The organism is Pseudomonas sp. NBRC 100443 (assembly GCF_030268185.1).
Lineage (GTDB): Bacteria > Pseudomonadota > Gammaproteobacteria > Pseudomonadales > Pseudomonadaceae > Pseudomonas > Pseudomonas citronellolis.
The window spans coordinates 102536-128174 of record NZ_BSQE01000016.1; the positions used below are offsets into that span (position 1 = coordinate 102536).

The 25639-nt window shown below is 55.4% G+C and carries 24 protein-coding genes and 5 pseudogenes; 22 read left to right on the plus strand and 7 right to left on the minus strand.

Annotated elements, in window-relative coordinates; genetic code table 11:
- Nucleotides 1-23 precede the first annotated feature (23 nt).
- The 5 genes and pseudogenes from QSJ95_RS33045 to QSJ95_RS20655 form a co-directional block, all read left to right on the plus strand.
- Nucleotides 24-266 (plus strand): annotated as a pseudogene (locus QSJ95_RS33045) (cyclic peptide transporter); the annotation flags it as partial.
- Between the two features lie 199 nt (nucleotides 267-465).
- The gene (locus QSJ95_RS20640; RefSeq protein ID WP_009617060.1) at nucleotides 466-981 is read left to right on the plus strand and encodes a sigma-70 family RNA polymerase sigma factor; all 516 of its coding nucleotides are present in this window, start codon (nucleotides 466-468) and stop codon (nucleotides 979-981) included.
- The gene (locus QSJ95_RS20645) at nucleotides 978-1961 is read left to right on the plus strand and encodes a FecR domain-containing protein (protein ID WP_285644984.1); all 984 of its coding nucleotides are present in this window, start codon (nucleotides 978-980) and stop codon (nucleotides 1959-1961) included. Before QSJ95_RS20640 ends, QSJ95_RS20645 begins: the two co-directional genes overlap by 4 nt.
- A gap of 96 nt (nucleotides 1962-2057) precedes the next feature.
- Nucleotides 2058-2765, plus strand: a pseudogene (locus QSJ95_RS20650) (STN domain-containing protein); the annotation flags it as partial.
- A 207-nt stretch (nucleotides 2766-2972) separates the two neighbouring features.
- Nucleotides 2973-3345 (plus strand): annotated as a pseudogene (locus tag QSJ95_RS20655) (transposase); the annotation flags it as partial.
- A 152-nt stretch (nucleotides 3346-3497) separates the two neighbouring features.
- On the opposite strand, the gene QSJ95_RS20660 reads toward QSJ95_RS20655, so the two are convergent.
- Complete coding sequence (locus QSJ95_RS20660) at nucleotides 3498-4640, minus strand: protein NO VEIN domain-containing protein (protein ID WP_285644986.1); 1143 nt, start codon at nucleotides 4638-4640, stop codon at nucleotides 3498-3500.
- A 113-nt stretch (nucleotides 4641-4753) separates the two neighbouring features.
- Between QSJ95_RS20660 and QSJ95_RS20665 the strand changes: the two genes are divergently transcribed.
- The 3 genes from QSJ95_RS20665 (at nucleotide 4754) to QSJ95_RS20675 (ending at nucleotide 7684) form a co-directional block, all read left to right on the plus strand.
- Complete coding sequence (locus QSJ95_RS20665) at nucleotides 4754-5182, plus strand: nucleotide pyrophosphohydrolase (RefSeq protein ID WP_281688731.1); 429 nt, start codon at nucleotides 4754-4756, stop codon at nucleotides 5180-5182.
- Between the two features lie 22 nt (nucleotides 5183-5204).
- On the plus strand, nucleotides 5205-7058 hold the full coding sequence (locus tag QSJ95_RS20670) for a DUF2075 domain-containing protein (RefSeq protein WP_281688732.1): 1854 nt from the start codon (nucleotides 5205-5207) through the stop codon (nucleotides 7056-7058).
- A gap of 206 nt (nucleotides 7059-7264) precedes the next feature.
- Nucleotides 7265-7684: a group II truncated hemoglobin gene (locus QSJ95_RS20675; protein ID WP_281688733.1), complete on the plus strand. Its 420-nt coding sequence runs from the start codon at nucleotides 7265-7267 to the stop codon at nucleotides 7682-7684.
- A 206-nt stretch (nucleotides 7685-7890) separates the two neighbouring features.
- Here QSJ95_RS20675 and QSJ95_RS20680 read toward each other — a convergent pair whose 3' ends face one another.
- The 3 genes and pseudogenes from QSJ95_RS20680 to QSJ95_RS32900 form a co-directional block, all read right to left on the minus strand.
- A complete protein-coding gene (locus tag QSJ95_RS20680) occupies nucleotides 7891-8130 on the minus strand; it encodes an Ogr/Delta-like zinc finger protein (RefSeq protein ID WP_285644989.1) in 240 nt (79 codons plus the stop codon).
- 210 nt (nucleotides 8131-8340) lie between these two features.
- Nucleotides 8341-8523 (minus strand): annotated as a pseudogene (locus QSJ95_RS32895) (phage regulatory CII family protein); the annotation flags it as partial.
- Nucleotides 8520-8672, minus strand: a complete 153-nt coding sequence (locus QSJ95_RS32900) for a phage regulatory CII family protein (protein WP_307761658.1) — start codon at nucleotides 8670-8672, stop codon at nucleotides 8520-8522. The pseudogene QSJ95_RS32895 and the gene QSJ95_RS32900, both read right to left, overlap by 4 nt.
- A 298-nt stretch (nucleotides 8673-8970) precedes the next feature.
- Here QSJ95_RS32900 and QSJ95_RS20695 point away from each other — a divergent pair, with 298 nt between their 5' ends.
- From QSJ95_RS20695 to QSJ95_RS20710, 4 genes and pseudogenes are all read left to right on the plus strand, one after another.
- A complete protein-coding gene (locus QSJ95_RS20695; RefSeq protein WP_285644990.1) occupies nucleotides 8971-9438 on the plus strand; it encodes a helix-turn-helix transcriptional regulator in 468 nt (155 codons plus the stop codon).
- A 167-nt stretch (nucleotides 9439-9605) separates the two neighbouring features.
- Nucleotides 9606-10931: a hypothetical protein gene (locus QSJ95_RS20700; protein ID WP_285644992.1), complete on the plus strand. Its 1326-nt coding sequence runs from the start codon at nucleotides 9606-9608 to the stop codon at nucleotides 10929-10931.
- 69 nt (nucleotides 10932-11000) lie between these two features.
- Nucleotides 11001-11861, plus strand: a complete 861-nt coding sequence (locus QSJ95_RS20705; protein ID WP_281688736.1) for a DNA adenine methylase — start codon at nucleotides 11001-11003, stop codon at nucleotides 11859-11861.
- Nucleotides 11862-11978: 117 nt separating this feature from the next.
- Nucleotides 11979-12137: pseudogene (locus tag QSJ95_RS20710) on the plus strand (transposase); the annotation flags it as partial.
- A gap of 161 nt (nucleotides 12138-12298) precedes the next feature.
- Here QSJ95_RS20710 and QSJ95_RS20715 read toward each other — a convergent pair.
- Together QSJ95_RS20715 and QSJ95_RS20720 are read right to left on the minus strand one after the other, a co-directional pair.
- A complete protein-coding gene (locus QSJ95_RS20715) occupies nucleotides 12299-12583 on the minus strand; it encodes a hypothetical protein (protein WP_285644994.1) in 285 nt (94 codons plus the stop codon).
- Nucleotides 12584-12993: 410 nt separating this feature from the next.
- On the minus strand, nucleotides 12994-14256 hold the full coding sequence (locus QSJ95_RS20720) for a hypothetical protein (protein WP_285644996.1): 1263 nt from the start codon (nucleotides 14254-14256) through the stop codon (nucleotides 12994-12996).
- Between the two features lie 993 nt (nucleotides 14257-15249).
- On the opposite strand from QSJ95_RS20720, the gene QSJ95_RS20725 reads away from it, so the two are divergent.
- The 8 genes from QSJ95_RS20725 to QSJ95_RS20760 all read left to right on the plus strand — a co-directional run bounded on the left by QSJ95_RS20725 (nucleotide 15250) and on the right by QSJ95_RS20760 (nucleotide 22054).
- A complete protein-coding gene (locus QSJ95_RS20725; RefSeq protein ID WP_285644998.1) occupies nucleotides 15250-15498 on the plus strand; it encodes a hypothetical protein in 249 nt (82 codons plus the stop codon).
- A 225-nt stretch (nucleotides 15499-15723) separates the two neighbouring features.
- Nucleotides 15724-17097, plus strand: a complete 1374-nt coding sequence (locus QSJ95_RS20730) for a tyrosine-type recombinase/integrase (protein ID WP_285645000.1) — start codon at nucleotides 15724-15726, stop codon at nucleotides 17095-17097.
- 22 nt (nucleotides 17098-17119) lie between these two features.
- Nucleotides 17120-17797 carry a hypothetical protein gene (locus QSJ95_RS20735; RefSeq protein ID WP_285645002.1) on the plus strand — a complete coding sequence of 226 codons (678 nt, stop codon included), beginning with the start codon at nucleotides 17120-17122 and terminating at the stop codon, nucleotides 17795-17797.
- A gap of 67 nt (nucleotides 17798-17864) precedes the next feature.
- Nucleotides 17865-18101 (plus strand): helix-turn-helix transcriptional regulator, encoded by a 237-nt coding sequence (locus tag QSJ95_RS20740; RefSeq protein ID WP_285645004.1) that lies wholly within the window; start codon nucleotides 17865-17867, stop codon nucleotides 18099-18101.
- 21 nt (nucleotides 18102-18122) lie between these two features.
- A complete protein-coding gene (locus tag QSJ95_RS20745) occupies nucleotides 18123-19253 on the plus strand; it encodes a hypothetical protein (RefSeq protein ID WP_285645006.1) in 1131 nt (376 codons plus the stop codon).
- Between the two features lie 889 nt (nucleotides 19254-20142).
- Nucleotides 20143-20646: a hypothetical protein gene (locus QSJ95_RS20750; protein ID WP_285645008.1), complete on the plus strand. Its 504-nt coding sequence runs from the start codon at nucleotides 20143-20145 to the stop codon at nucleotides 20644-20646.
- Nucleotides 20647-20653: 7 nt separating this feature from the next.
- The gene (locus QSJ95_RS20755; RefSeq protein WP_285645010.1) at nucleotides 20654-20893 is read left to right on the plus strand and encodes a type II toxin-antitoxin system Phd/YefM family antitoxin; all 240 of its coding nucleotides are present in this window, start codon (nucleotides 20654-20656) and stop codon (nucleotides 20891-20893) included.
- Nucleotides 20894-21061: 168 nt separating this feature from the next.
- A complete protein-coding gene (locus tag QSJ95_RS20760; RefSeq protein ID WP_285645012.1) occupies nucleotides 21062-22054 on the plus strand; it encodes a hypothetical protein in 993 nt (330 codons plus the stop codon).
- Here the strand turns inward: QSJ95_RS20760 and QSJ95_RS20765 are convergent.
- On the minus strand, nucleotides 22039-22488 hold the full coding sequence (locus tag QSJ95_RS20765; RefSeq protein ID WP_285645014.1) for a very short patch repair endonuclease: 450 nt from the start codon (nucleotides 22486-22488) through the stop codon (nucleotides 22039-22041). The two genes, QSJ95_RS20760 and QSJ95_RS20765, sit on opposite strands and share 16 nt — an antisense overlap.
- Before the next feature lie 29 nt (nucleotides 22489-22517).
- Here QSJ95_RS20765 and QSJ95_RS20770 point away from each other — a divergent pair, with 29 nt between their 5' ends.
- A complete protein-coding gene (locus tag QSJ95_RS20770) occupies nucleotides 22518-24116 on the plus strand; it encodes a DNA cytosine methyltransferase (protein ID WP_285645015.1) in 1599 nt (532 codons plus the stop codon).
- A gap of 76 nt (nucleotides 24117-24192) precedes the next feature.
- Entirely contained in the window at nucleotides 24193-25635 is a 1443-nt protein-coding gene (locus QSJ95_RS20775) for an ATP-binding protein (RefSeq protein ID WP_285645092.1), read from the plus strand.
- The last annotated feature ends 4 nt before the right edge of the window (nucleotides 25636-25639 follow it).

Below are 25639 nucleotides of genomic sequence, written 5' to 3' on the forward strand. Positions count from 1 at the left end.
ACCTCGGCCCGCTGGACTTGCACCTGGAGGCGGGCCAGCGCAAACGGCTGGCGCTGGTACATGCCTTCCTCGAACAGCGGCCGCTGATGCTCTTCGACGAATGGGCGGCGGACCAGGATCCGACCTTCCGCCGGGTGTTCTACGAGGAACTACTGCCGGACCTGAAGCGCCAGGGAAAGACCCTTATCGTGGTGTCCCATGATGATCGGTTCTTCCACCACGCCGACCAGCTAGTCCAGCTGCGCAATGGGCGCGTTGTCGACTGATCCACCAGCCCCTCGCTGGCACCCGCTCTTGGTGCAAGCCGTCGACAACAGTTGGCCAGAAGACTTCGCTTGAAGGGGCAAGCGGCTCGGTGCGCCTGAGCATTCTGGCGAAACGCCACTTTTCTTGCGGTAGTCCGACCAACTCTTTTAAGATGAGATAACTTCTCACCTGCAAGTCGTTATCACGCAAGGATTCGCGTTGCCATTTCCGCCCGCCTCCGCCACCCGCCACGTCGATATCCAAGCCCTGTATCTCGATCACCATGCCTGGCTGCTGGGTTGGCTGCGCAAGCGGCTGCGCCACAGCGAGGGCGCGGCGGACCTGGCGCAGGACACCTTCCTCCACATCCTCGGCAAGCCGGCACCCTTGCAGGACATCCGACAGCCCCGCGCCTGGCTGAGTGTTGTCGCCCGGGGCCTGCTGATCGACCGGTTGCGCCGGCAACGGGTCGAGCAGGCGTACCTGGAGGCCATCGCTCACTTGCCCGAAGCGCAAGTGCCCTCCCCGGAGCATCAACTGATCCTCCTGGAAACCCTGGCGCATATTGACGCCCTGCTCGATGGGTTGGCGCCCAAGGTGCGCACGGCCTTCCTGCTGTCTCGCCTGGAAGGCCTCGGTTACAAAGAGATCGCTATCCGCCTGGGCGTCAGCCTCAGCTCAGTCGAGAAGTACATGGCGACCGCCATCCGCCACTGTTTCCTCGCCCAACGATGAACGCCAATTCCCCCGACGATCTGCCCGATGCGGTACTCGACCAAGCTATTGGCTGGCTGGTTCGTCTGCAGTCGGGCTACGCCGATGAATACACGCAAGCGGCATGCCTACAGTGGCGACACGCCCATCCGCTGCATGAAACCGCCTGGCAGGCGCTACAGACCAGCGAATCCGCGTTCCGGCGACTGGCCGAGGCTCCCGGCAGCGTCGCGCAAGACGCCCTGCAGCGCCTGCAGGGCAAACGCCATGGCCGCCGCCAGGCTCTCAAGATGCTCGGCTTTGGCGTGGCGATCACCGGCCTGGGCGGTTGGGGGCTGCGCGAGCACTCGCCGGCAGACTGGGCCTCGGATTACAGCACCGGCGTAGGCGAACGCCGGCAGTTCCTGCTGAGCGATGGCACTCGCCTGCAGCTCAATACCTCCAGCGCGGTGGATGTGCGTTTCTCCAAGCAGCGCCGAACGGTCCAGTTGCTGCGCGGCGAGATTTTCATCGACACCGGCAAGGATATCGCTGCGCCGGAGGGATATCGCAGCCTCTGGGTCGACAGCAGGCACGCACAGCTACAGGCCATCGGCACTGCCTTCGGAGTACGCGAGGAGGCCCGGGGGACACGCCTGCGGGTCGAGGGAGGCATCGTCGCCATCCATCGCGCCGGATCGCAACCCATTCGGGTGCTGGCGGGTGAGGAATACCTGATCAGCGCCGATGGCAGCCACAACGTCGTGAGCCCTGCCATGAACAGCAGCGCTTGGATTCAAGGCCTGCTCGTCGCCAAACGCATGCGTCTGGCCGAGCTGCTCGCAGAACTGGCGCGCTACCGGCACGGCTGGCTCAGCTGCGATCCAGTGATTGCCGGGCTGGAAGTCTCTGGCGTGTTTCAGCTCGACCACATCGACCAAACCCTGGATGCTCTCGGCGATTCAATGCCTTTGCGCATTCAGCGCTTTACCCCGCTGTGGACACGAGTGACCGCTCGCTGAGAGAGATGAAAAAAATTCTCAATACTGATTACGGCTTTATCCGAGCCCTTCGGCAAACAGGAAAACATACTGCCATTGCCAAGGAGCTCGTTATCCATGCCCTCTCGTTTCTCGCCGCCACGAGTGCCGCGTCGCACCACCTTCGCACTCACCCTGCGCGCCATCCTGCTGGGTAGCGCCGCCGCCACGTCGTTGCCCAGCTTCGGCGTGCAAGCCGAGCAAGCCGATCTGCGCCGCTACGACCTGCCCGCCGGCTCGCTGGAAGATTCCCTCAACGGATTCGCACAGGTCGCCGGCATCACCCTGCCCTTCGACCCCGCCCTGACGCAGGGCAAGCAAGCACCTGCCCTGCAAGGCGAATTCGGCATTCAGGACGGCCTGGACTACCTGCTGGGCGGCAGCGGTCTGGCCGCCGAAAGAAACGCCAGTGGCCATTGGGTCATCTTCTCCGCCCCCGCTGCCGAAGGTGCGCTGGAAATGGGCTCGGTCACCATCTCCGGCAAGGCACCGGGCTCCGTCACCGAAGGCAGCGGCGAATACACGACCGCCTCGTCGAGCAGCTCCACACGCCTCAACCTGGCGCTGCGCGATACGCCGCAGTCGATCACGGTGATGACCGACCAGCGCATCAAGGATCAGAACCTGAATGACCTCACCGAAGTCATGGAGGCGACTACGGGCATCTCCGTATCCCGCGTTGGCGTCGGCGCCGAGAACGACACTTACTGGTCGCGCGGTTTCCAGATCAACAACTTCGAAGTCGACGGCGTCCCCAGCTCCTCACGGCTGGGCAATTTTTCGCAAAGCACGGCGATGTATGACCGCATCGAGATTGTGCGCGGCGCCACCCTGGTGGAGCCGGGCGCCTTCCGCACCGAGTTCGCCGGCGTCGCGGCGATGAAGGCAGCCACCAGGATCACCGACTACGCCGCCCTGGATGCGGGCCTGGACGAATACTTCGCCGGGCAAGACGGCCGGCAGATAGGCGACCCGGCCAAGGGCATGCAGGTGGTCACCCAGGTCGACCAGCTGCTGCACGGCGAGGAAAACGTGGTGTGCGCCGATGCCGGCTATACCGGGGTCGAGAAACGCCCGGAACATGAAGGCCGTCAAGTCATCTGGCAGATCGCAGCTCGGCGCAGCACCTACAAGAAACATGGCAAGCGCAGTGTCTTGTACAAGGCGATCCGCAAGATCGAGAAAGCCAAGGCCCAGGTGCGGGCGAAGGTCGAGCATCCGTTCCGCGTGATCAAGCGGCAGTTCGGCTATACCAAGGTGCGCTTCCGCGGATTGGCCAAGAATGCCGCGCAAATGGTGACGCTGTTTGAATCTGTGGATGGCTCGCCGGAATTTACTCGCTGACGTAGGAGCGGTGCGCCTGTAATGCGAGAAATGGCCGCCAAAGGGCGCGCGGCGGCCAAGAAATCGGGAGCGTTTGGACGATCGGGGTGTTTTAGATTGATCGGCCGCCTTCAAAAATTGGCGGGTACTGAAGTCGGCCGAAAATACCGGGCTAATTCAGACCATCCCTAACAGTTATGGGCCTAAGACGCGCAGGAAGCTCGCGCGGTAATCCATCGGCTTCAGATACACATGCTGAGTGAGATCGCCGCGAAGCGTGAACAAGCGCGGCTCGTTGCGAAACTGAAATACCCGATAGAGGTAAAACTGATTCCCCGCCTCCCTCGAGAACTCCAGCTCGTTATGACTGACCAGGAATGGAGAGGCGATACCACTGTTGGTGGTTTTCACTTCGATGAAACGAGACTGACCATCGTGCTCGAAAGAAAGAATGTCATAGCCAGCGCCGTCGCCTTGGGTATCAGCGACCCAGTCCAGGCCTTGGAATAGCTCGGGATGGCCCAGCTCTGTCAGCCGGTGCTGCTCGAAACCGATGGCCCATTGTTCCCCAGCACGCCCCAACTTGCGATTGGCCTCGTCTCGCGCGGCATAGTCCAGCTTACGCGGCAAGCGCTGACGGAAGACTGGCAGTGCGGATTCCGCAAACGCCTTGGGCGATGGTGGATCGACCAAAGCTGCCAGAAATGCTTTTTCCCTAGGCTGCTTGACCTCCTCCATCGCATCGACGATCGAGCCAACGATGGCATGCTGCTTCAGCACATACGCTTGCACGGATTTACGGAGCAGCAGTTGCGTATTGCCGCGGGGCTTGTAGCCCTGGATATAGGGTAAGCCTAGGGCGGCCAGAACAGCGCTGATGTTCTGATGTTTGAGTTCGACCGACGACTTACTCCGCCCCTTGAGCTGCTTACGCAAGGCCGCGTTGTGTGCGGACTTGTTGTAGGCCAGCCCCTGGGACTCCGCGCGGAGCATCTCGAAGTAGTCCACAACCGTCGCTACCACTTCGTCTTCAGTCCAGTCTTCGCCTATGCGGATGATGCTGTAACCGAGCGCAGTGAGGACGGGTACTACCGTTGCTTCGCCACCTGAGAAGCGATCCGAGGATAAAGGCCCCTCGTCTGGGTACTGCTTGCCGAAAGCAACGCCGGCAATCGCCTTGGAGTCGCAATCCGTTCCCGTCCGAGGATCCCGCACCAGGTAGTCACGCGACTTGCCAAATCCATAGCGAGTGAGGAAGGCCGTCCTGCCCAGGGCTACGAACTCGTCAATGGCTTCTTGTACCGCAGCGCGGTCTGTTAGTTGCGTAAGCAATGTCATTTGTGACTACATCCGTTGTAGGAAAATAGATCCTGCAACAGGCCTGAGACTGGTTTCAAGACTCGGAGCCTTGCCGCGTCCACGATGGAAAGCCTTACAATCTGTCTTTCAGAATGTTCGGCAAGTCATTTCAGACAGACAAGCTGATCGCCAAACCCCATCTGGAGGCTTTGCATCCCTTGGAACCTCTCGTCGATGTGTCCCCTCTTGCCGAGGCGCTTGAAGAGTTCGCAAGCGCTCGGAACTGGCATCAATTCCACTCCCCGAAGAACCTCGTCATGGCCCTGACCGGCGAGACCGGTGAGCTGACGGAGATATTTCAGTGGATGAGCGAAGAGGAGTCGCGATCGGCGGCCAGCCACCCAGAACACAGCCAAGCCATCAGAGAAGAGCTGGCAGACGTCTTGATGTACCTGGTCAGGCTGGCGGACGTGCTGGGTGTGGACCTCAACGCTGCCGTCGAGCAAAAGCTGAAACTCAACGGGGAGAAATACCCCGTCAGCAAGGCCCACGGCACCAGCAAGAAATACGACCAGCTTTGAAAACAGGCTCAGGGAAGAGAGCGTGATCGTCTACGAAGCCACCAAGCAGCAATTCCTCCACGACAGTGACAACGACGACATCGAGGATGTGATTCTCGCCCACTACACAGCGAAAACGGGCAAGGGGGTCGGCCGCTCCGAAGTGGCTTCCTGGAAAGGCTCCCTGGGCTACATGGCCAAGGTCCTACGTGATGAGGCGGTACCGAATGACACCGGCCTCGCAATCGAGCTACACCTGCCGCAATCGTCCAAGCGAATCGATTTCACGCTGACCGGCCATGGTGAAGCAGGCGAGAAGAATGCCGTCCTCGTTGAACTCAAGCAGTGGAGCTCCTCAAAGCTGTCGGAGAAGGATGCGATCATCGTCACTGCGCTTGGCAAGGGCTTGAACGAGACAGTTCATCCGTCCTACCAAGCCTGGTCATACGCCTCGCTGCTCGAAGGCTTCAACGAAGCGGTCTATGAACGGAGCATCGCGCTTCGCCCATGCGCCTACCTGCACAACTACGTCCGTGATGGCGTCATTGATGCACCTCACTACCAGCCCTACATCGACAAAGCCCCCCTCTTCCTCAAGGGAAAAGATGAACTCGAACAGCTCAGGGCCTTCATTCGCAGATACATCCGCTCCGGCGACAACAAAGCCGTACTGTACGAGTTGGCCAATGGCAGGATTCGTCCGTCGAAGGCCCTGGCCGACTCCCTTACGGGTTTACTGAAGGGCAATCCGGAGTTTGTCCTTATCGATGACCAGAAGGAGGTCTATGAAGCAGCGCTCGCGGCTGCAAAGTCCTCCTCGGCCGAGCAGCCAAGGGTACTCATTATCGAAGGCGGACCTGGGACAGGCAAAACCGTCTTGGCGCTAAATCTCCTCGTGAAGCTGACTTCACTCGGATTGGTCGGCAAGTACGTCTCGAAGAATGCAGCACCACGGCGGGTCTACGAGACCAAGCTGGTGGGCACCCTCACCCGCACGAAGTTCTCACACATGTTCACCGGCTCCGGCTCGTTCGTCGATGCCGAGCCGAACCTCTTCGATGTTCTCATCGTAGATGAGGCGCACCGCCTGAATGAAAAGAGTGGTCTGTACGCCAACCTCGGCGAGAACCAAGTCAAGGAGCTAATCGGGGCGTCCAAGTGCACGGTTTTCTTCATCGATGAGGACCAACGCGTAACGCTGAGCGACATCGGTAGCAAGCAGGCTATACGGCATTTTGCAGAAGCCAAGGGAGCAGTCGTCGAAGAGTACAGCTTGGCATCACAGTTCCGCTGCAGCGGCTCGGATGGCTATCTTGCGTGGCTCGATAACGTGCTGGACATTCGGCCGACCGCCAATGATCGCTTCGACCCACACGACTACGACTTCCAGGTGTTCGATAGTCCTCAGGCGCTGCATGAGGCCATCGAAGCCCAGAATGCCCATAACAAGGCTCGAGTAGTAGCGGGGTACTGCTGGCCTTGGCGCAGCAAGAAAGATCCATCAGCCGATGACATCGTCATTGGCGATTACCGACGGCAATGGAACCTAAGCCAAGACGGTAACCTATGGATCATTGCCGACCGCTCCATCGACCAGGTGGGATGCATCCATACCTGTCAGGGTCTGGAGGTGGACTACATCGGCGTGATCATTGGTCCCGACCTCATCGTCCGTAACGGACAAGTCATCACTGCTCCCGAGAAACGCGACCAGCACGATAAGTCCATCCGCGGCTACAAGAAGCTGGGCAAGGCCAATCCTGAACTTGCCCGACGAGAAACTAATCTGATCATCAAGAATACCTATCGGACGCTCATGACCAGGGGCATGAAAGGCTGTTACGTCTACTGCACAGACGCAGAAACCGCAGCCTTTTTCCGCTCAATGTTGACCTGACAGCAAGGCGGGCAAACGCCTGCGGATCTCCGCAGGCTCTGAGCAGGTGACTTTCGCGACGAGGGCGCCCGGCGCGCATCTTTCAGGTGAACGCCAACGGCACGGCGTCCCCCAAGTTCCTCAAGGAACGCGACGAAATGCCAACTGATCATCCGCTGGCGCGCCGAGTAAGATGCGGTTTTCGAACTTCAAGCGAGCCCCCGTCCGTGAGCAGCACCCTCCCCTTCGGCACAGGCGATGCCTCCTACCAAGCCGCTGGCGGCATCGACGGCCTGCGCCGCCTGGTCGACGACTTCTACCGATTGATGGACGAACTGCCGGACGCGGCCGACCTGCGCCGCATGCACCCGGAAAACCTGGAACAGTCTCGCGACAAACTGACCTGCTTCCTCAGCGGTTGGCTGGGCGGCCCAAGGCTGTTCAGTGAAAAATACGGTTCCATCTCCATCCCGTCCTTCCACGCCCAATGGCCGATCGACGAAACCCGCAGCGCCGCCTGGCTGGGCTGCATGGAGCGCGCAATTGCCCTGCAGCCCTTCTCGCCGGAGTTCGCCGAATACCTGCTGACGCAACTGCGCGTGCCGGCACACCGGGTGGTGCAAGCGAGCCGGACGCGGCACGGCTGAGCCAGCTCTGCTGTCTGCCCGGCCTTTGCCCACCCGAGGTCCCTTCTGGCCGATCTCTGCCCGTCACGACGGGCAGAGATCGGCCAATAGCTGCCTGTTCTTAACGGGAGAAAGCTTCCGAAAGGCGCGGTAGTCGTTAGCTTGCTGCTGGTTGAACGGGACGATGTTCATGCGGTGGCCTCCAGTAGATCGAGCTGGTTGTCGCCTTACTGATGCATGGCTTCACGGCACAGCGCTGTGGGCGCCGCCGGCAGGCGCACCGAAGGATTCGGCATGCCGGAGGGGCTCATTTCATGGGGCATCTCGAATTTGGCGCGCGCCGCCCAGCAACAGGCCTCGTTGGTGCATTGCAGGTAGGCCACCCGCAAGAAGATGTGTTTTCCATCGCTGGTGCGAATGCGCATCCACGACGCGCAATGCGGGCAAACCAGTTTGTAGCTGCTCACCCTTACTCTCCCCGAGCCGCATCGCGGCGCTGGCCGTAGCCAAGAAACGGCGCGTCGCGCGCTTACTGCTGTTCCTGCCTGCCCGAATTTTTCTAGTGCAGGGTGATCGCGGCGCCGACTCCAGCGTGTCGGGCGGCCAGGTGTACGCGGTGCGATGATCTCGGTGATTTCCACCTCGTCGATGACGCCGTCTTTCAGCGCCCTGGCAATGATCTGGTCGACCTTGCCCTCTGCCGCGTCAGTGGTCAGCGAACGCTCATAGAGGCCAAGGTTGTCGAGCGGGCCGTCTTCGGGCATCGGAGCGAACACGCCGTCGTAGAGGGATGCGATGTAGTCGGCCAGAAAGCTGGTACCGCTCACGCGCTCCAGTTGGCGGACTTGCTCGTCGGTCAGCGGGCGATGGCCTGGGTTTTCATAAGCTGGTTGTCGAAGCGCTTCGACTCCAGGCCCAGGTGCACCGCTGCGCACTCACGGCCGCCAGGGAAGGCTTGCACTGCGGCCATCATTGCCTTGCGGCGGCTATCGAGAATCTGGCGTTTCATGCTCTCGTTTTCCCCTTGCACCTACCGAACTACTGTTCACCAGCGGTCTGGCGAATGCCGGGGACAACATCGGCACCTATCTCTTCGGATAGGTCTTTCAGAATCGCGTAGGCGAGACGGCCGTTGGGCAAACGCTCTGCACCGGCCCAGCAAGCCACCACTTGGTGTGACATTTCGCAGTTCGTAGCCGCGAGACAGGGCAAACTTACGGTAACTGCTGCCTTTTTCGATGAGACGTGCACGGATCTGATTAGGGGTCATGGCCTGGGTGTTCTCATACGGATAAGATGTTCTCGTTGTGAGTAAGACCATTACCCCATTTCGAGTAAGTCAACGGGAATTTCCTATTTTGGGAAACAAGAGCGCTAATGCCGTTGTGGACCGTCTCCTGAGCGTATACGGCGTCAGAAACGATAATCAGTTGAGCGATATTCTGCAGATCAAGCGATCAACACTTGGTAACTGGCGCTCGCGTGACTCCGTTCCTTACACAGTTTGCGTAAGCTCCGCGGAGGAGAAAGGTGTCAGCCTGGACTGGTTGCTCACCGGTGAGGGACCGATGTGGAGAGGGGCTGACTCGCAGAAGGTTGAGGCAACGCCTACCGATCCCCGTGAGCAGGCCCTGCTGGCACTCTGGCGCGAACTGGACGAGGGCGAGCAGCGAGAAATACAGCTTGCTGCTGAGGAAAAGAAACGCTTGAAAGTTCTGGAACAGCGCCTCGTGGAACTGGAGGCCGTTGTTGCTGATGCCAAAAGGCTGGCATGATCTGTTCCCACTGAGAACGGATTCGGAGGATCAGCTATGGCTGGTAGCCAAGGATTAGGAAATTCTGAAACTCTGCGAAGTGAAACTAAAGAAGTTTAGAGATGGATAAGCGGGCTAGTACTAAATTGGTGCTATTTCCCGCTTTTTTGTTTTTGGGGAGTTGAAAGATGGCTAAGGTTTATTTGTCACTACTGGACCTCTATCTAGATAAGGAGAACCCTCGTCATGATCTAATTAATGATCAGGATGAAATTATCGCTCATCTTGTAAAAACAGAGGGTGTGAAAGAGTTAGCTAAGCACGTTGCGGAGAAAGGTCGATTTAGCCCTTTAGACTCAATTGGCGTGATTGAGGAGGATGGTCGGTACGTTTCGGTAGAAGGGAATCGGCGCACCTGTGCTGGAATTCTCCTGAATGATCCGAGTAGGAGTCCGAAGGGGGATGAGAAGTATTTTCGTAATCTTGTGGCAAACGCTACAGCTATACCTGACAAGATAGAGTGCCACATCTTCGATACTCGCGAAGAGGCCAAGGAGTGGATGGCAATTAGGCATAACGGCCCGCAAGGTGGTATCGGAACAGTAGCTTGGAACCCTGATCAGAAAGCAAGATTTTTTAACAACTCGGGGACTGCACTAGCAATCGCTGTTCTGGATTATGCTACTCAAGGAGGGATGTTGAGTTCAGAAAGCCGGGAAGAAAAGCGCTTGTTGACTACTGCCGCGCGTTACCTCAATAACCCTGTTTTTAGATCGGCTATGGGGATTGTGAGTGGAAGATCGGATGCGAAAGTTAAGATAAATGTTCCTGTAGATGAGTTTAATCGGGTTGTCTCTAGGTTCTGCCGGGATCTCTTGGATCCTGAAAGTGGTGTTACTTCTCGCAGTAATAAAGAAGACTGGAAAGCCTATGCCCAGCGTCTTGTTGATGAGGGGGATGCGCCTAAGACAAAAGTTGAGCCGCAAGAGTTGGACTTCAAGAAGGCAAAACTGGCACCTTCCAAAACTCAGGGGGCAAGAAATAATTATAGTAGCGATAAGAGGAAGACGATTATTGATAATTCCGTCTTCAAAGTAGCTATAAGAGATAAGTTAATTAAGCGGGTTTTTGATGAGTTAAGGATGGTTGATTGCAACTCTTTTCCTCTTGCAGCGGTGATGGTTTGTCGGATATTTCTTGAAAATACATACAGGGCGTATCATGAGAGATACATTTCGCATGTGAAAGATGGTGAGGAAGTTCACATTACATTGCAAAAAGTAGTCAGGCATCTTAATGAGCTAAAAAATAGTGGCCAATTGGATCGTGCTCAGAAGAAGGCTCTCGGTGCACTGAATAGAGTGGCTTCTAATGATATGAATGTGCTTTCCCCGAAAACGCTGGGAGCATTCGCGCATGGAGGTCATTATCCAGATCCTCGCTCAATAAAAATTGAATGGGATAATATCTCTGAGATAATTCTTTTTCTTCTTCGAGATTTAGCAAAAAGATAAAGAAAGCTATGGCCATGCGCCGCGATACGTTGTACTATTTGCTGACAATCTTATGTTTCGGAAATTAAAATGCCTTCCACGCCCTCACCTCTTAGGTATCCTGGTGGTAAGTACTCAATACTTCCGATGGTGTCAGAGCTTATTAAGGCGAACAGCCTTGAGCGTGGACACTACGCTGAGCCTTATGCGGGAGGTTGTGGCCTCGCTCTTGGTCTCCTTTTCAAGGGGTTTGTCCATGAGGTCCATTTGAATGATCTCGATAGGTCTATCTGGGCATTTTGGGACGCTGTTGTAAATGCTACAGATAGATTTGTAGATGCTATCTATGCTACCCCCGTTACTATGGATGAGTGGGAGCGACAAAAAGAAATACAGATTTCGGATTGTGCTGATGACTTTGAAAAAGCATTTTCTGCTTTCTTTTTGAATAGAACCAATAGGTCTGGAGTAATATGTAAGGCTGGTGTCATAGGTGGCCTGAATCAGGATGGTAAGTATAAGATAGACTGTCGTTTTAATAAGGATGGTCTAGTAGGGCGAATTAGGAGGATAGAGAAGTACAAACACAGAATTCATCTGTATAATTTGGATGCGGTGGATTTTATTCAGGCTGCCGATGATTTTCTTCCGGAGAAGTCATTTCTTTGTATTGATCCGCCATATTATAAAAAGGGCTCAACTCTTTATACTAATTTCTATGGTCCTGATGATCATAAACGTCTTGCGGATGTTATTTTAAATATCTCGCGCCCATGGATTCTAACTTATGATGATGCGGTTGAAATTCAGAGGCTATACAGAGGTCGTAGGCAGTTTCGCTTCAATTTAAACTATAGCGCTGCTGAAAAAAGAGTGGGCACAGAATTATTGGTCGCGTCACCTTGGTTACGAATCCCTGGTGAGCTGAAAGTATCCACTCTTGCGGCATAAATTATCTAATAGCCACCTAGGTTCTGTACGAAAAGTCGGTGTGGGTAGAATCGCCTCCATGATTGGCTGGAGGCCCGCATGGCAAAGCGCTACGAACTCCCCGATGCAGCCTAGGAGTTGATCAAAGATCTGGTTTCTCCAGAGTAGAAGATGGGCCGGCCGCGAAGTGATGATCGGCTGGTGCTCAACGGCATCTTCTGAATCCTCTGCTACGGAGCCGCCTGGCGCGACCTGCCGGAGCGCTTCGGTCCCTGGTCGACGGTGTATCAACGGTTCTGAACAAGGAAAAGGGGGACAGATTCATTTTCGCCACTTTAATCCTGTCCGGCCGGGCAGGTTTAGATCAGTAGAAATTAACCTGCCCCCTTTTCACTGCTTTTCGCTTGCATACCTTGCTCTGTGCAAACCAATAATCTTTTGACCAGAAGGCTAGCCCATTAATTTCGGACGGGCACCTCGATTCTCTTGCCATTCAACTTATACTCCAAGGTACTTCCTTCAGGCGCGCCTAGCTCAATGAGCTTCTGCCTGAGGAAAGCCAGCCCTTTGTCGAGATCTATTAGATCGACATCAATGCCCACCCACTCTATCTTGCGATCCGCCGAAAGAGAGCTACCACCGCCCGTGACCTCACCGAGATTAGCCTTCTTCAAAGCCTCATCGAGTGGGGTTTCGTACTTTCCTTCCCTCTCAATCGGAGTGATTGACTCATTGATCTTCACGAATACGAAATTTGTTGGCGGTTGAGCCTGCACCATACATGGCAGGAATAATGAGAATAGGAGTGGGAGAATACTTTTCGGTGTCATTATGGGTAAATTTCAGTGCAATCGATGTAGGAGGAAAGAGTAAACGCAGCGCAAACGGGGACACTTTATTTTCGCAGTATTAAACTCCCACTCCTAGCCGGAAGGTGCTTCAGAGCAGAACTGCTGAGTCGATCAAGGCACTATCGGCTTGGGCGCCTAGCGAAAAATGGATTTATTTAAATCACTCTAATCCTAATAACCAAGACAGCTTTTAGAGTAGGAAAATCCGTCCCCTTTTGGGCCGTTTCTGGGTCCAAAGCTCTTTTTGCTATACCCTCTTTTTGTCCTATTTTGCAAGCAGAGGACGGTCCCGAATCCGCCGACTAGCGCACCACCTCCAGCACCGTCACTTCATTGGTTTCCTTCCCCGATTTCGACGTGGAGTCGAGGACGAAGGCGATGCCCAGTTCTTCGACGAAGGCGCGGGAGGAACTGTAGCTGCCTTGCTTGCAGTCGAGGTGGATGGCGTCGCCAGTTAGGCTTGGGAAGACCTGCTTGGCCGGGAAGCGTTGGCCGATCTTGCAGGTCAGTTCTGATTCGGCCTGTTGGTCGCCGGACTTGGCCGGGACGTAGTCCATCAGTTGCTTCGCCTTCAGCGTGCGACCCAGGATCCAGCCGGGCGGGATGCTCGATTCGAGTGATTGGGTGACCAGTACTCGGCCGTCGCCGATGCCGTTGAGTTTCGATTTCAGCTGGATCATGTCGGCCTGGGTCAGGCGGTCGACATAGAAGTTCTCGCTATAGATTTCAGTCTTGCGCAGCAGGCCGTCCTGCGCCCGCATTTCGACGGACACTGGGGTCTCGCGCTTGCCGTTGGCCTTCTGCGTGACGTAGATGTAGCGCAGCGATTTGAACTTCGGTTGCAGCAACGGTGTGTCGATGCCCTTGCGCAGCGCCTCGGGTACGGCGACGTCGTCCAAGGCGGTGGGCGGCGTGCGATTCGGGTATTCGGCGGCGGGGATGTCCGGACGCATGCGAGCGAGCAGGGCACCGTCCACTGCTCCTTGCAGGGAGCAACTGACGCGTGTGCGGTCGCCCTTGGGGCCTTCCGGTTCAATCAGCAGTACCCGCTCCAGTCGCTGGGTGCCGGGCGCCTGGCCGGATTGGGTGCGCATGGCCTGCCAGCGGCCGCCCACACTCACTTCGCTGCGCACGTAGGACGCTCCGTCCTGGCGCAGGCGGTCGCGGTCGGCGATCAGCGGAGTGAGTTGTTGGGCGACCTGCTTGGGGCGGGCGTCGACCAGGAAGCCCCAGTACAGGTAGTAGCCCAGGGTGCCAAGGTCGGAGCTTTCGTCGTAGTAGGACAGCAGTTTCAGACCGGCGAGCCTGGGTGCCTTGTCCAGGGCGACGCTGTTGGTGGCGCTGCTGGAGCGGTCCTTCACCGTGATCCAGGCATGGTCGTCGGTCTGCTTGAGCGGCGCGAAGGACTGCCAGGCGGCGGCGTGGCTCCGGAGGCTGGAGAAGAACCGGGCGTCGCACTGGCTGAACGCCTTGAAGGTGTCTTCCAGGGCGCTGTCGTTGGCCTGGCTGAGCGGAGATAGGAGCAGGGCAGACACGAGCAGGGTGGAGCGGAACGGCAATTTCATCGACTGGATTTCCCTATCGGCTGGCGAGTAAGCGATTCGATACGCCCGCCATTATCCGATAGCCGGGCGGCGGTTTGTAGTTACCCAGGAGCCGAAACGCTCGTGCCAGGGAGCAGGTGTTCGGCGCCGAGCCGGTGCGCCCATGGCCGGCTCAGAGGCCCAAACGACACCCGGTGTTGCGCTAGCATCGTTCAGCAGGCACAGCGTGCTTGCCGGCGACGACCGCTTTTGGCCGATGTCTGCCTGTCGCGAAGAGCAGAGAATGGGAAGATACGCCCGCTCCGCCAAAGAGTGAGTGCTGCTGCCTGTCTGCGCAGCAATCCGATTACATCTATAACCTCGCCACCTGAGCCAGTCGGCAAATGCATCGTCCCCATCCAATGCTTGAAGGTGTCAACTCACCATCAAAAGAAGGGAGATAACACTCCAAAATCTCGGGTGGGGCAAAAAGTGGGGCAAAATTCGGGGAGCACCCAAAAGCATCAGGCATAAAAAAATCCAGCCACCGCTAAGTGACTGGATTTTCTAGGGATTTTTGGTCGGGACGGAGTGATTCGAACACTCGACCCCTTGCACCCCATAAGGGTAAAACCCCTTCCAGAGCTAACCACAGAAAACCACTTAAAAATCGCAACCAATTGTTTTATATCAATAATTACCTCATCTTTCTTCCACTGTCGTCTTGTTGACTACGCCCGAATCCACACCCAAACGGTCACCAAACGGTCACCGAAAATCGTCTTGACATGGACAGCAGAGTGGCAACGCCTATCCGGTAGCAAGCTGAGGATCAAACCTCAAGGCTAGAGGCTGTTCCTAAGCAATATCAGAGTCGCGCCCAACCAACGTTGAGTGCCTCTATCGTGCAGTCGTGACCTAATCTACCGAGGTGCGCACATCCTCCTCATCGGCCGCCAGATATGGTAATAGACAGTGGCTACTGCTACGGCTGAAATGCTCCACAAACCCCTGACCTCTCTATCTAAAGTTCATATGACCTACTGGAACTATCGAGTACTAATGCGCCACGACACAATCGAAGGCGAAATCTACGAAATACACGAGGTTTACTATGACGAAAACGGCGATATCAGCATGTGGACAGAACATCCAGCAGAGCTTAGCGAGGGTTCGGTAGAGGACCTCAGGGATACGCTGAAGCACATGCTCGATGCGTTGCGTAAGCCTCCCTTACGCGAGGTGCTGCAGGACGGCAAAGAACAGCTGGTTCCTTTAGAGTGAGGCAAGCGCCCCAACTCCGATCCCGCTTGGGCTCCATGCTAATTGCACTGCTCTTTGCTCATGGACTCGATGAGTCGATCTTCCGAGCACTGCGTACAGTTGTCATTTCGTAACATTTAGTTACCCCGTCGATAATGCCTCATTTTGGCGTACGCCCTGAGCTTGTAGCCTTCGCCCGCATCCACGCACGGCGATTACCGCTCGCGCATCGATACGGAGGACGAAATGGCAGACATCACAGACCGCCAGATGAGCACCAAACCCGGCCCTAAGGACATCTGGCTCAACGAGTCCGCTCCAAAAGGTCACGGCCGCTTCTTGGCACGCATAAGACCCAACGGCGAGCGCCTCTTCTACTACCGCTACACCGACTCAACCGGTGCTCGAGTGCGCCTTCCAATTGGTTCCTATGACCGGGATGGCACCTCGGGGCTGACGCTCAAGGCTGCCCGTCAGCGTGCCCGGGAGCTGACAGAACTGTACCTGAGCGGAATTACGGACGTTCGCGAGCATCTCGAAGCCGAGGAAGCTGCCCGCAAGGCTGCAAGAGACGCCGAGATCGCCAGGCTCGAAGCAGAAAGAGCAGCATCCGAAGCTGCATTAGCCCGCCAAGCTGCCCGCAAAACGGTAGCTGAGCTTTTCGAGCATTGGGCACGTGTCGATCTGGTCAACCGAAAGGACGGCGGCGCCGAGGTGCGCCGCATGTTCAACAAGGATGTGCTGCCTCTGATTGGTCACCTGGCCGTCGAAGACGTCAGAAAGGGGCACATCACGGAAGTGACGGACAAGCTTCTGTCCCGGGGGGTCAACCGCATGGCGAAACTGATCTTCTCGCTAATGCGCCAGATGTTCCGTTTCGCGGTGGATCGCGACCTTATCGATAACGACCCGACAGCCAGCATCCGAAAAGCCAAGATCGGCGGCAAAGATGTCGAACGTGATCGCGTACTAAGCGAGGACGAAATCAGAGCTCTCGCCCAACAAGTCCCCACAGCCGGTCTACTCGTTACTTCCCAGGCCGCAATCTGGATCGCGCTCTCCACCTGCTGTCGCATCGGCGAACTGCTGGCAGCCAGATGGGAACACGTCGACCTCGCCAAGCGTACCTGGACAATTCCGGCCGAGAACAGCAAGAACAAGAAGGCTCACATGATTGCGCTTTCTGATTTCGCCATACAGCAGTTCCTTCGGCTAAGGGAGATCACAGGCAATTCCTTTTGGTGTTATCCGAACACCGATAACAGCGGCCCGGTTTGCCCGAAAACAGTTACGAAGCAGATCGGCGATAGGCAACGGGCACCAGGCCAGAAGATCATGAGCAATCGCAGCGCAATGGCACACGCCCTCCTTCTCCCCGGTGGCAAGTGGACTCCGCATGACCTTAGGCGAACCGGGGCCACCCTCATGACGATGCTGGGCGTCCTGCCGGAGGTAGCAGAGCGCTGCCTGAATCACACCGAAGAGAACAAGGTGAAGCGCATCTACCAGCGCCATAGCTATGCCGCAGAAATGGCCGAAGCCTGGCAAAAGCTCGGAACTTACCTCCATCGACTGACGAGCGAAGACTGCTCCAACGTCGTGACGCTGAAACTCGCATAAATCCATCAAGGGTGAATCATCCATGTCCCGCCTTCTAACAGAAGCCGAGTGGCTAACGCCAAAGCAGGCGCTTGCCCTACTGCGAAAACATGATCCTGAACTCACCATGGAAGATCTGGCCGGCTATTGCACGGAATTGAAGCTTTTCCAAGTTTATGTACGCCTCAGGATGGTTGAGGGCGAAGAGCTGGATAGCCGAGCCTCCGTGTATGGTGTTGGTGAGTATCTGGTTCTCAACCCCGAGGACGCGCTCAATGGGGCTGACGACACGACGCTTTACCTGCTTGGCGATGTGTTTGACGCCCCGGACCCCGCGGCATCTCGGCTACTCCAGGTTGAATGGGAGCTTTCAGCCAAGCGAAGCTCCCTGCGTTTCCTTTTCAGGCGAACAGAGCTGAAAAAAGCGATTACGTCATCTGGAAGTGCGCCATTGACATCCTCACCACCTACGCACGCGAATCATTTGGTAGTGATATCCGAGCTTATAGAAATGCTGAAGGATGACTCCCGCCCAAGGCACAACCAGCAATCTATCGTTGCAGCCATTGAGGAAAAGTACAAAGGCATACTCGGCCTCGGAGCTACGAACCTACGCAACCTTTTCGCAGACGCGAATAGGGCGCGTAAAGCAGCGGACGAGTTAGAACGGCCCGAGGGAACAAAAATCCGGTTGGATTTAAAGGAAATCCAAATGGAATGACATCTGCCGCGTCGCAAGGTTGTATTGAGCGAGAAACCAACCTGCGCTATGCGCTAAGGACTCCTCGATGAACATCCATTCCCTGCCTACTCAGTCAGCCGTTAGTTATCCCCGCCGGTTCCTCCGCCTACCCCAGGTCGAGGAACTGACCGGTTTCAAGCGCTCACACATCTATAACCTGATGAAGGCAGGTAGCTTCCCCGCCTCTGTGAAGCTCGGGTTACGCGCCGTGGCCTGGGACTCTCAGGCCATCGAACAGTGGCAAAACGAACGACTTGTGAAGTCAAACCAAACCTCCAACTGAGGAAAGGGTCGCGAGTCAAAAATGGAAGAATTGTACCGTTCAACCGGCTCCCGCAAGAGCCATAGGCGCCGGCAAACCCCAGTAAACATTGGGATTCTGATTGATCTCTACCTGCACCACATTTCGCTTGTAGTTATAGATAACTATCTATCTAGTTATTCTTTGACAGAAGAAGAGATAGATAGAAGGCTAGATCTAGAAATAGAGATAATTAACAACCAGCGATTGGCGAAGCAGATTTTCCAAAATCTCAGGCTCCCGGTATGGAAAAATCTCCGGGAGGACCTGAAGCAGGTCTTTAGAATCGCAGCCTGTGGGAGCCAAGAGAATGCTGCTGCAATTACTTGTAATCTTGGGGAAACAACCGCAACCAATGCGGACCAAGCCTCTAGAGGAGCAGCAGATTACGTAGGTCGCAAAATCCGCAACCTTCCGTATTCTCCACCAGAGATTGCTGCAGTGCTTGAAGACGAAACAACCCGAAAAGGATGCAACCCGGGATTGCACTTCCATGCGGCCCTACAAATCCACCCAAGTCACTTACCCTTAGTTGAAAAGGCCTTAAGAAAGGTATTTGCCTCCGACTACAAGGAAGTAGCAAGTAACAAGGCAGTCCTCATCAAGCCTATAAGCCAGCCCGGCCGTTGGGCCAGCTACTGCTGCAAGAGACTTCCAAAAAATGACAAGACTGATGACCGTGCCATTTTTGCCACAAAGTCAGCGAGTCGCGCCGGTGTAGATCTTTACGATCGGGTAATGACTTGGCTCAGGCACCTTCCGGATCTGGATAGGTTACAAAGCGACCTTGATACTCTAATTCGGCCGCATATCAAATCCCGGCCGAACCAAGAGCTCGCTCGCAGAATTCAGGTGCATCGTGATCATCTGGAAAAGATGCGGAGAAAGCGTAGAGAACAGACTCGACTCTACAAGCGCCTTGCAAGTGAGAGCCCGGATCAATTCAGGCTTGAGCTGGTCGAAAAACTCCGTGCAGCCTCGACAGCGCTTAGCGCATCAAATACAACGCGCGCAGAGCGCGTTATGAGCACGATTCCAGGAATGCGCACCAGCGACAAACCCGAATGCTCAGAAACGCTTACAGAGCGCTACAAAGGGCTTCCCGGGGTCGGGGAATGGGCGAACACCGAATAGAGTTCTACTCCCAGGTGTCGTGCTGAAGATTGAGCAAGATACGCCGGTTTTTGAAGCCGGCGTCCTGCCTGCAGCTTGATTCACTCCGGCCGTCTGAATCTATAAAATGTGTCGTCGTTAGCGACATGACTACATGACGTGTCGCAAAAAATCAGAAACAGCGACACGTCTGCGACTTCAGTGCCAGCGTTCTCATTCCTGCCTTGGTGCTCGATTCATTCTCTGCCAAATCTGGTTGAGCCCCCTTGTAAGTCACTCGATAGGAATTGAGGCCTCGGACGCCAGCTAGGACACCGGAACGTTTCAACTTTCACTCAACAAAAGACAATAACACACAGTCAAGACAGCATTTGTCAAATTCTTAGACGCCGCGAACAAGCCAGGCCCTAATCAATCCTAAAAGAGCAGCCTCCCCAACCAACTCCCTTACACATACTTCAAGTTAAAATTTGTTCATCACAAGTTAAAGAATTTACTGTGTAAATGTTAAGTGTAAGAACCCCTCACAGTGCGCACTCCCTAATTTAAACCAACAAACGCAGCGAAATTAACCTTACACAGGCACGCCCACCACCAGAACCGGGCCAAGCGACCCTCAACAAGCGCACCCACACTGAAGCAACGCACCCCCAGAAGGTTTTGATAAGCCCGCAAGGCTATCGACGACCACTCGTCGGATCACGCCAAATATGATTCGCTCGATACGACGCTACTGAAAATAAACCATGCCTCGCAAACACCCAAGAACCACAACAAGTTACAGCAGGCAAAATAACTAACAAAATAGTTAATTTATAACCAAACAATTAGCTACCATCCCCAAACCAGTCTTTACAGCGCCCTCCTCGCCTTTCAAACTGAACAAACCAGCAATGCCGAGAGAGCACGAATGAGCGATAGAGAAGTTCTAATTATCACCCTGAAAAACATGCTTATCGAACAGGAGAACATCACCGCAACCCCCGAAGAGCTCCTAGATCATAAAGCCAAACTAATCGGCTTTTCAGACTTCACGGAATTTCTTATTGAAATAAATATCAAACCAAAGAAACTTATAGATAAATCAGTTGAAATACACAGAAGAATATGCCAAGCACAAATCCCGAGCCCAGATACGAAATATTGCATATTTACAGCCCACTCAGACTACACTTTTTCCTACAAAACCACATGGATAGGAAAAGATGAAAATGGTCGTGACATACTGATACCAGCAACCGTAAACACAGATATCTACCTAAAAGAACTGCCAGAAAACATAACCAGACCATATGTCATAAATAATCTACGGGAGCTTTTGCTATGGAGCTACCGCTGGTTCGGCATGGCTCTTGTAAAAGAGAACATCGCAAGAGAGCACTTCTACGAATTTTATCAAAACCGCAAATCATGAGAAAAATATGAAAAGCATGGACATAACAGAAGTAACGCCTCAACTAAATGAGATAATTAAAATCACCGAACAGGGCGAGAGCGTACTGATAACCATAAATGGTACTCCAGCGTTCAGAGCCATTCCCGCCAACAGAAAACGGATCGGCCTGCTAGCCGGCATGCCCCCAGTTCCCGACGATATAAAGACGCCTTTTGCCGATGAGATTGAAGAGATGTTCTATGGAAAGAATGACCAAGATCAGTAACGCAGCACACCGGCTGACGTATAGGTTCAAGGAGTCAAATCATCGCGGATGCATCTGCCTGATTTTTAGCCTGCGGAGGCTCAGGCTACCTCGTGACCCACTTCACACTTGGATACCGACCATCTTGAGGGCATCATATGGCACAAGGCCTCTATGGCGGCCCAAGGTATGGAGCTGAGCAGCACGGATCAGGCGATGGAAGAAATCATTCGAGTAATGTCCGACGGTCGAGAGATTGACCGGATCGTCTGCTCAACCAAGCTCGACGAAGGCATGCCTGCGGTCAAATATCGCGAGCAATATTGGCCTGTTGTCGATGGTTGCATACAGCTAGATAGGCCTGCCAACCAGGAATGTAGCTCCGCAGAGTGGGCCGTTCTCATCCAGAATCTTTTACCGCCGGTGCTTCCTGATCAAACAGATTCCTGCGAGAAACTGCTGCAGGACTGCTTTAGGGGAAGCCTACCGCTTGGTGTAACTAAGGCTGTAGCCTCGCTGGCGGCGCTGAGATTTGAACAACAAGCCCGCGGGCTGCTGGTGGACTTTCTCAGAGAGCATCGCAACGCTCACCGGCTGTTTAGACTTGTGCAGATGCAGCTGCTGTTCCGGGAACGGGCGGGAAGGACTCAAGACAGCGCTGGTATCATTCCCTCCTCTGTGGCCGAGCTGCCCCCGGAATCAGCGCACCTATCCGGAGTAGATATGGATTGGGAGTGGTCCGCGTCTTTAGATGATCCAGAAATGCCGGATGTGGACGACAGTTCACTCAGGGCTACCGCTACCAACCTGCAGGAAAGCATCGGTTCGTACCGCGCAAGAGAGTCAGGCGCGCCCATCCCAGGACTTGAAGATCTGGCCAGTGAACAAGAGACCTTCATAAGTCCGATAGCCCCCCCGCTCCTGAACGAGAGTGCGCTGGTCGAGCGAACCTCGCAGCTGGGCATGATTGCCCTCGATCTTCTGAGATACTTTTCTGACAACCCGGGCGACAGGGCCGTACATGCGGAGGCAGTGCTCGGATACCCCATGACGGAAATTCGTCGCCTTTTGCTGGGCTCTCTCGGACACTACCTTAAGAAAACGGACTCTGGTGGATGGGAATGCCATCCATGGGTCGAGCCGGTACTGTCTGCTCTCAACGAGAATCATAAGGCGGGGTGATCTAGGCGACCTTGGGAACGCGAGGCAAGCTTTTGCAACTCCCCAAGCAGCTCATGCAGAACAGTCGATGACCCGCGAAGCTGGCATTCCCATACGACAATCGTCCTCCAACCAGATTCATGCAGAGACTTAATCGCTTGTTCGTCCCTTGCCACATTCCCCAAGAATTTGGCTTCCCAGAACTCTGTTCGAGTTTTGGGAAGCACAGCAAATCGGCACCCAGGATGGCGATGCCAGAAGCACCCATGTACGAAGATACAGACCCTCAGCCGAGACAGTACAATGTCTGGTTTTCCCGGCAAATCCTTGCGATGCAGCCGGTAACGATAGCCGTGGGCGTGCAAAAACCTGCGCACCAGCATCTCAGGTTTCGTGTCCTTCCCCCTGATGCCCGACATCATTCGGGATCTTCGGGCAGGTTCAACGATGTCCATCTTGAACCGTTTCGATACAGCGTGGATTCATGAGTCGTACCCACCCCATTCAGGTAGTAGATCTCTTTGCAGGCCCAGGTGGCCTTGGAGAAGGCTTTTCATCCTATAGGGACAGCCAGGGCGAGGCCTTTGAAATCAAAGTCTCAGCCGAAATGGAAAAGTCTGCACATTCCACTCTTCAACTGAGGGCCTTTTACAGGCTTCTCAAGCGCAACCAGCCTGAAGATCTAGAGGAATACTACAGTTTCTGCGAAACCGCCGATGCCGCTCCTCCATACACCAGCAGAACTCGGGATGCTTGGAGGCACGCCGAACAAGAGGCGCAACAGCTCGAACTGGGTACCGCAGAGGGCAACGAACGTCTCGATCGCATTCTCAAGTCCCGCTTGGACGAGACCAAACCATGGGTTCTGATCGGTGGCCCCCCCTGCCAGGCTTACTCTATCGTTGGCCGGGCGAGAAATCGCGGCAAGCAAAACTACAGGGCAGAGGACGACCATCGCCACTTCCTGTACCGAGAGTACCTGCGCATCATCCAGAAGAAGCGCCCCGCCGTCTTCGTAATGGAAAACGTCAAAGGCATCCTCTCGTCACGTGTCGCTGGCGAGCAGATGTTCCCGAAGATCCTGCAGGATCTTTCAGATCCGGATGCGGCATTCGGAGAAAACAGCAACGGCCCCAAGTACAGAATCTGCTCGCTCGTGGCAGACGACATTTTCGAGGATGGCGCATCTCCGGATAGCATCGACCCGGCAAACTACATCATCCGAGCAGAGAACTACGGGATCCCGCAGGCAAGACACCGGGTCATTCTGCTCGGGGTTTCGGAGGAATATTTCGGCGCCTTGGGCGACCACAAACTTGTTCCCTCGACTGGGCCCTCAATCGACCAGGTAATTGGCCGCCTCCCACCTCTGCGAAGCACACTCACACGAATGAAGGACTCTCCAGAGGCATGGGCAGAGTTAATTCGCCAGAACCTGGAGATGCTGAGTCACGAGTGCAGCAAGCTGACTGATGTCCCCCGCAGACTCACACTCGCAAAGCGCCTAGAAATACTTGCAAGCACATTCTCGGGCGAGGGGATGAGCAATGGTGCACTCCGCATTCACCGCAAGAGCGAATGGGATGGGCTGACAGGCACACATCTGGATGGCTGGCTCCTTGATGATCGTCTCAGATATTGGCTAAACCACGAGGCTCGCGGACACATGGAGTCCGACCTGCGCAGATACGTATACGCGGCTGAGTACGCCGAGCTTTATAAAGACTCTCCCAAAGGCCATCACGACTTCAATCTCCCGGGGCTGGAGCCGGACCACAAGAACTGGAAAACCGGCAAATTCAGCGATCGTTTCCGTGTTCAGCGCAGGGGGATTCCGTCCACGACGATCACCAGCCACATTGCAAAGGACGGTCACTATTTCATTCACTACGACCCAAGGCAGTGCCGCAGCCTTACCGTTCGTGAAGCAGCCCGGCTACAGACCTTCCCGGACAACTATTTCTTTCTGGGGAACCGAACCCAACAGTTCCACCAGGTTGGCAACGCGGTTCCCCCGCTTCTGGCGAATCAAATCGCCAGCGTGGTCGCCCGTATCATCAACCTCGGAAAGGCAGCTCGATAGAAGAGCTGTGAAGACAGGGAGTCCAGCCATGCAATCCTCCTTCAAAAGCCGCAGTGCTCCTCCCAAGGCCAGCGCCATGGTCGAAGCACTGCGTGGGCTGGGATACAACACCCAGACAGCTCTGGCAGACATCATCGACAACAGCATTGCTGCCGGCGCGAACGAAGTACATATCGAATTCATCTGGTCTGAGCAGGAAAGCCGTGTGCTTTGCCTGGACAACGGTTCGGGGATGACTGCAGACGGACTCGATCGGGCGATGCGTCTGGGCGATCGGAATCCTCTTGAGGAGAGATCGGCAGGCGATCTGGGTCGTTTCGGCCTCGGCCTAAAGACTGCGTCCTTTTCTCAGTGCCGAAGGATGACCGTTGCCACACGTGGCTCCGATGGCCTACATACCCTCCGCTGGGATCTCGACTTCCTGGCAAGCAGTGCCGACGACGGCTGGCATTTGCTGGAGGGCCCCCATCCCGGTTCGGAAGGATTTCTGGAACGACTCACCAGCGCAACGGGCACCCTGGTTCTCTGGGAAGAACTGGATCGCATCGTCACGCCAGGGACAACAGTGCAGGACTTTCTCAATTTGGTCGACAAAGTCGAACAGCACTTGGGAATGGTGTTTCACAGATACCTGGAAGGCACTAGGCCTCGACTGCGAATTCTACTGAATGGCCAGCCGGTCAAACCCTGGGATCCCTTCATGACGGATCATCCCGGAAAGCCATATAACCCTCCGGTATTCAAACACCCCAGCCGCAAGGATATCGAGGCCGAGTGCCACGTTCTGCCGCACAAGGACATGCTCTCTCCCGGAGACTTCGAGCGCCTGGCAGGCCCGGAAGGCTGGACTGCACAGCAGGGTTTCTACATCTATCGAAACAAAAGACTGCTGGTGGCAGGCAGCTGGCTAGGTCTTGGTACAGGACGTTCATGGACTAAGGATGAAGCTCATCGCCTTGCGCGAATTCGCCTCGACATACCCAACTCCGCAGATGCGGACTGGAAGATCGACATCAGGAAATCAACTGCACGGCCGCCAGTGTATCTGCGGGACTGGCTGACAAGACTTGCCGAGGTTACGCGCGGCCGCGCAAGAAGAGCCTTTGCCCATCGAGGCAAGCCGACCATGCTGGGCAACAGACAGATTGCAGAGGCCTGGAAGGTCGAAAGACTTGCGGACGGTATGCGATATCGGATCGATACGGAACATCCGGCAATAAGAGCGGTTCTGGATGATGCCGGCAGCCTTCTACCCCAGCTCAAGGCAATGCTCCGCGTGATCGAGGAGACGGTTCCGGTTCAGCGAATCTGGATAGATACCGCCGAAAACAAGGACACCCCCTGCACAGGATTCGACAAGACGCCGCCTCAAGAAGTCAGCGACATCATGATGGTTATGTACCGCAACATGATCGAAAGAAAGGGCTATTCCCCCAGCGCAGCAAAGGAGCAGCTGAAGCAAGTGGAGCCGTTCCACGCATACCCTGCCCTAATCAGCGCTTTGCCAGAAAGTCTTTAAGGAG

Coding starts and splice junctions, on each gene's coding strand:
- QSJ95_RS20645 (WP_285644984.1), top strand. CDS start 978: ATGAACGCCAATTCCCCCGACGATCTGCCCGATGCGGTACTCGACCAA.
- QSJ95_RS20660 (WP_285644986.1), bottom strand. CDS start 4,640: ATGACATTGCTTACGCAACTAACAGACCGCGCTGCGGTACAAGAAGCC.
- QSJ95_RS20665 (WP_281688731.1), top strand. CDS start 4,754: ATGTTCGGCAAGTCATTTCAGACAGACAAGCTGATCGCCAAACCCCAT.
- QSJ95_RS32900 (WP_307761658.1), bottom strand. CDS start 8,672: ATGAAACGCCAGATTCTCGATAGCCGCCGCAAGGCAATGATGGCCGCA.
- QSJ95_RS20700 (WP_285644992.1), top strand. CDS start 9,606: ATGGCTAAGGTTTATTTGTCACTACTGGACCTCTATCTAGATAAGGAG.
- QSJ95_RS20705 (WP_281688736.1), top strand. CDS start 11,001: ATGCCTTCCACGCCCTCACCTCTTAGGTATCCTGGTGGTAAGTACTCA.
- QSJ95_RS20720 (WP_285644996.1), bottom strand. CDS start 14,256: ATGAAATTGCCGTTCCGCTCCACCCTGCTCGTGTCTGCCCTGCTCCTA.
- QSJ95_RS20725 (WP_285644998.1), top strand. CDS start 15,250: ATGACCTACTGGAACTATCGAGTACTAATGCGCCACGACACAATCGAA.
- QSJ95_RS20730 (WP_285645000.1), top strand. CDS start 15,724: ATGGCAGACATCACAGACCGCCAGATGAGCACCAAACCCGGCCCTAAG.
- QSJ95_RS20735 (WP_285645002.1), top strand. CDS start 17,120: ATGTCCCGCCTTCTAACAGAAGCCGAGTGGCTAACGCCAAAGCAGGCG.
- QSJ95_RS20740 (WP_285645004.1), top strand. CDS start 17,865: ATGAACATCCATTCCCTGCCTACTCAGTCAGCCGTTAGTTATCCCCGC.
- QSJ95_RS20745 (WP_285645006.1), top strand. CDS start 18,123: ATGGAAGAATTGTACCGTTCAACCGGCTCCCGCAAGAGCCATAGGCGC.
- QSJ95_RS20750 (WP_285645008.1), top strand. CDS start 20,143: ATGAGCGATAGAGAAGTTCTAATTATCACCCTGAAAAACATGCTTATC.
- QSJ95_RS20755 (WP_285645010.1), top strand. CDS start 20,654: ATGAAAAGCATGGACATAACAGAAGTAACGCCTCAACTAAATGAGATA.
- QSJ95_RS20760 (WP_285645012.1), top strand. CDS start 21,062: ATGGAGCTGAGCAGCACGGATCAGGCGATGGAAGAAATCATTCGAGTA.
- QSJ95_RS20765 (WP_285645014.1), bottom strand. CDS start 22,488: ATGGACATCGTTGAACCTGCCCGAAGATCCCGAATGATGTCGGGCATC.
- QSJ95_RS20770 (WP_285645015.1), top strand. CDS start 22,518: ATGAGTCGTACCCACCCCATTCAGGTAGTAGATCTCTTTGCAGGCCCA.
- QSJ95_RS20775 (WP_285645092.1), top strand. CDS start 24,193: ATGGTCGAAGCACTGCGTGGGCTGGGATACAACACCCAGACAGCTCTG.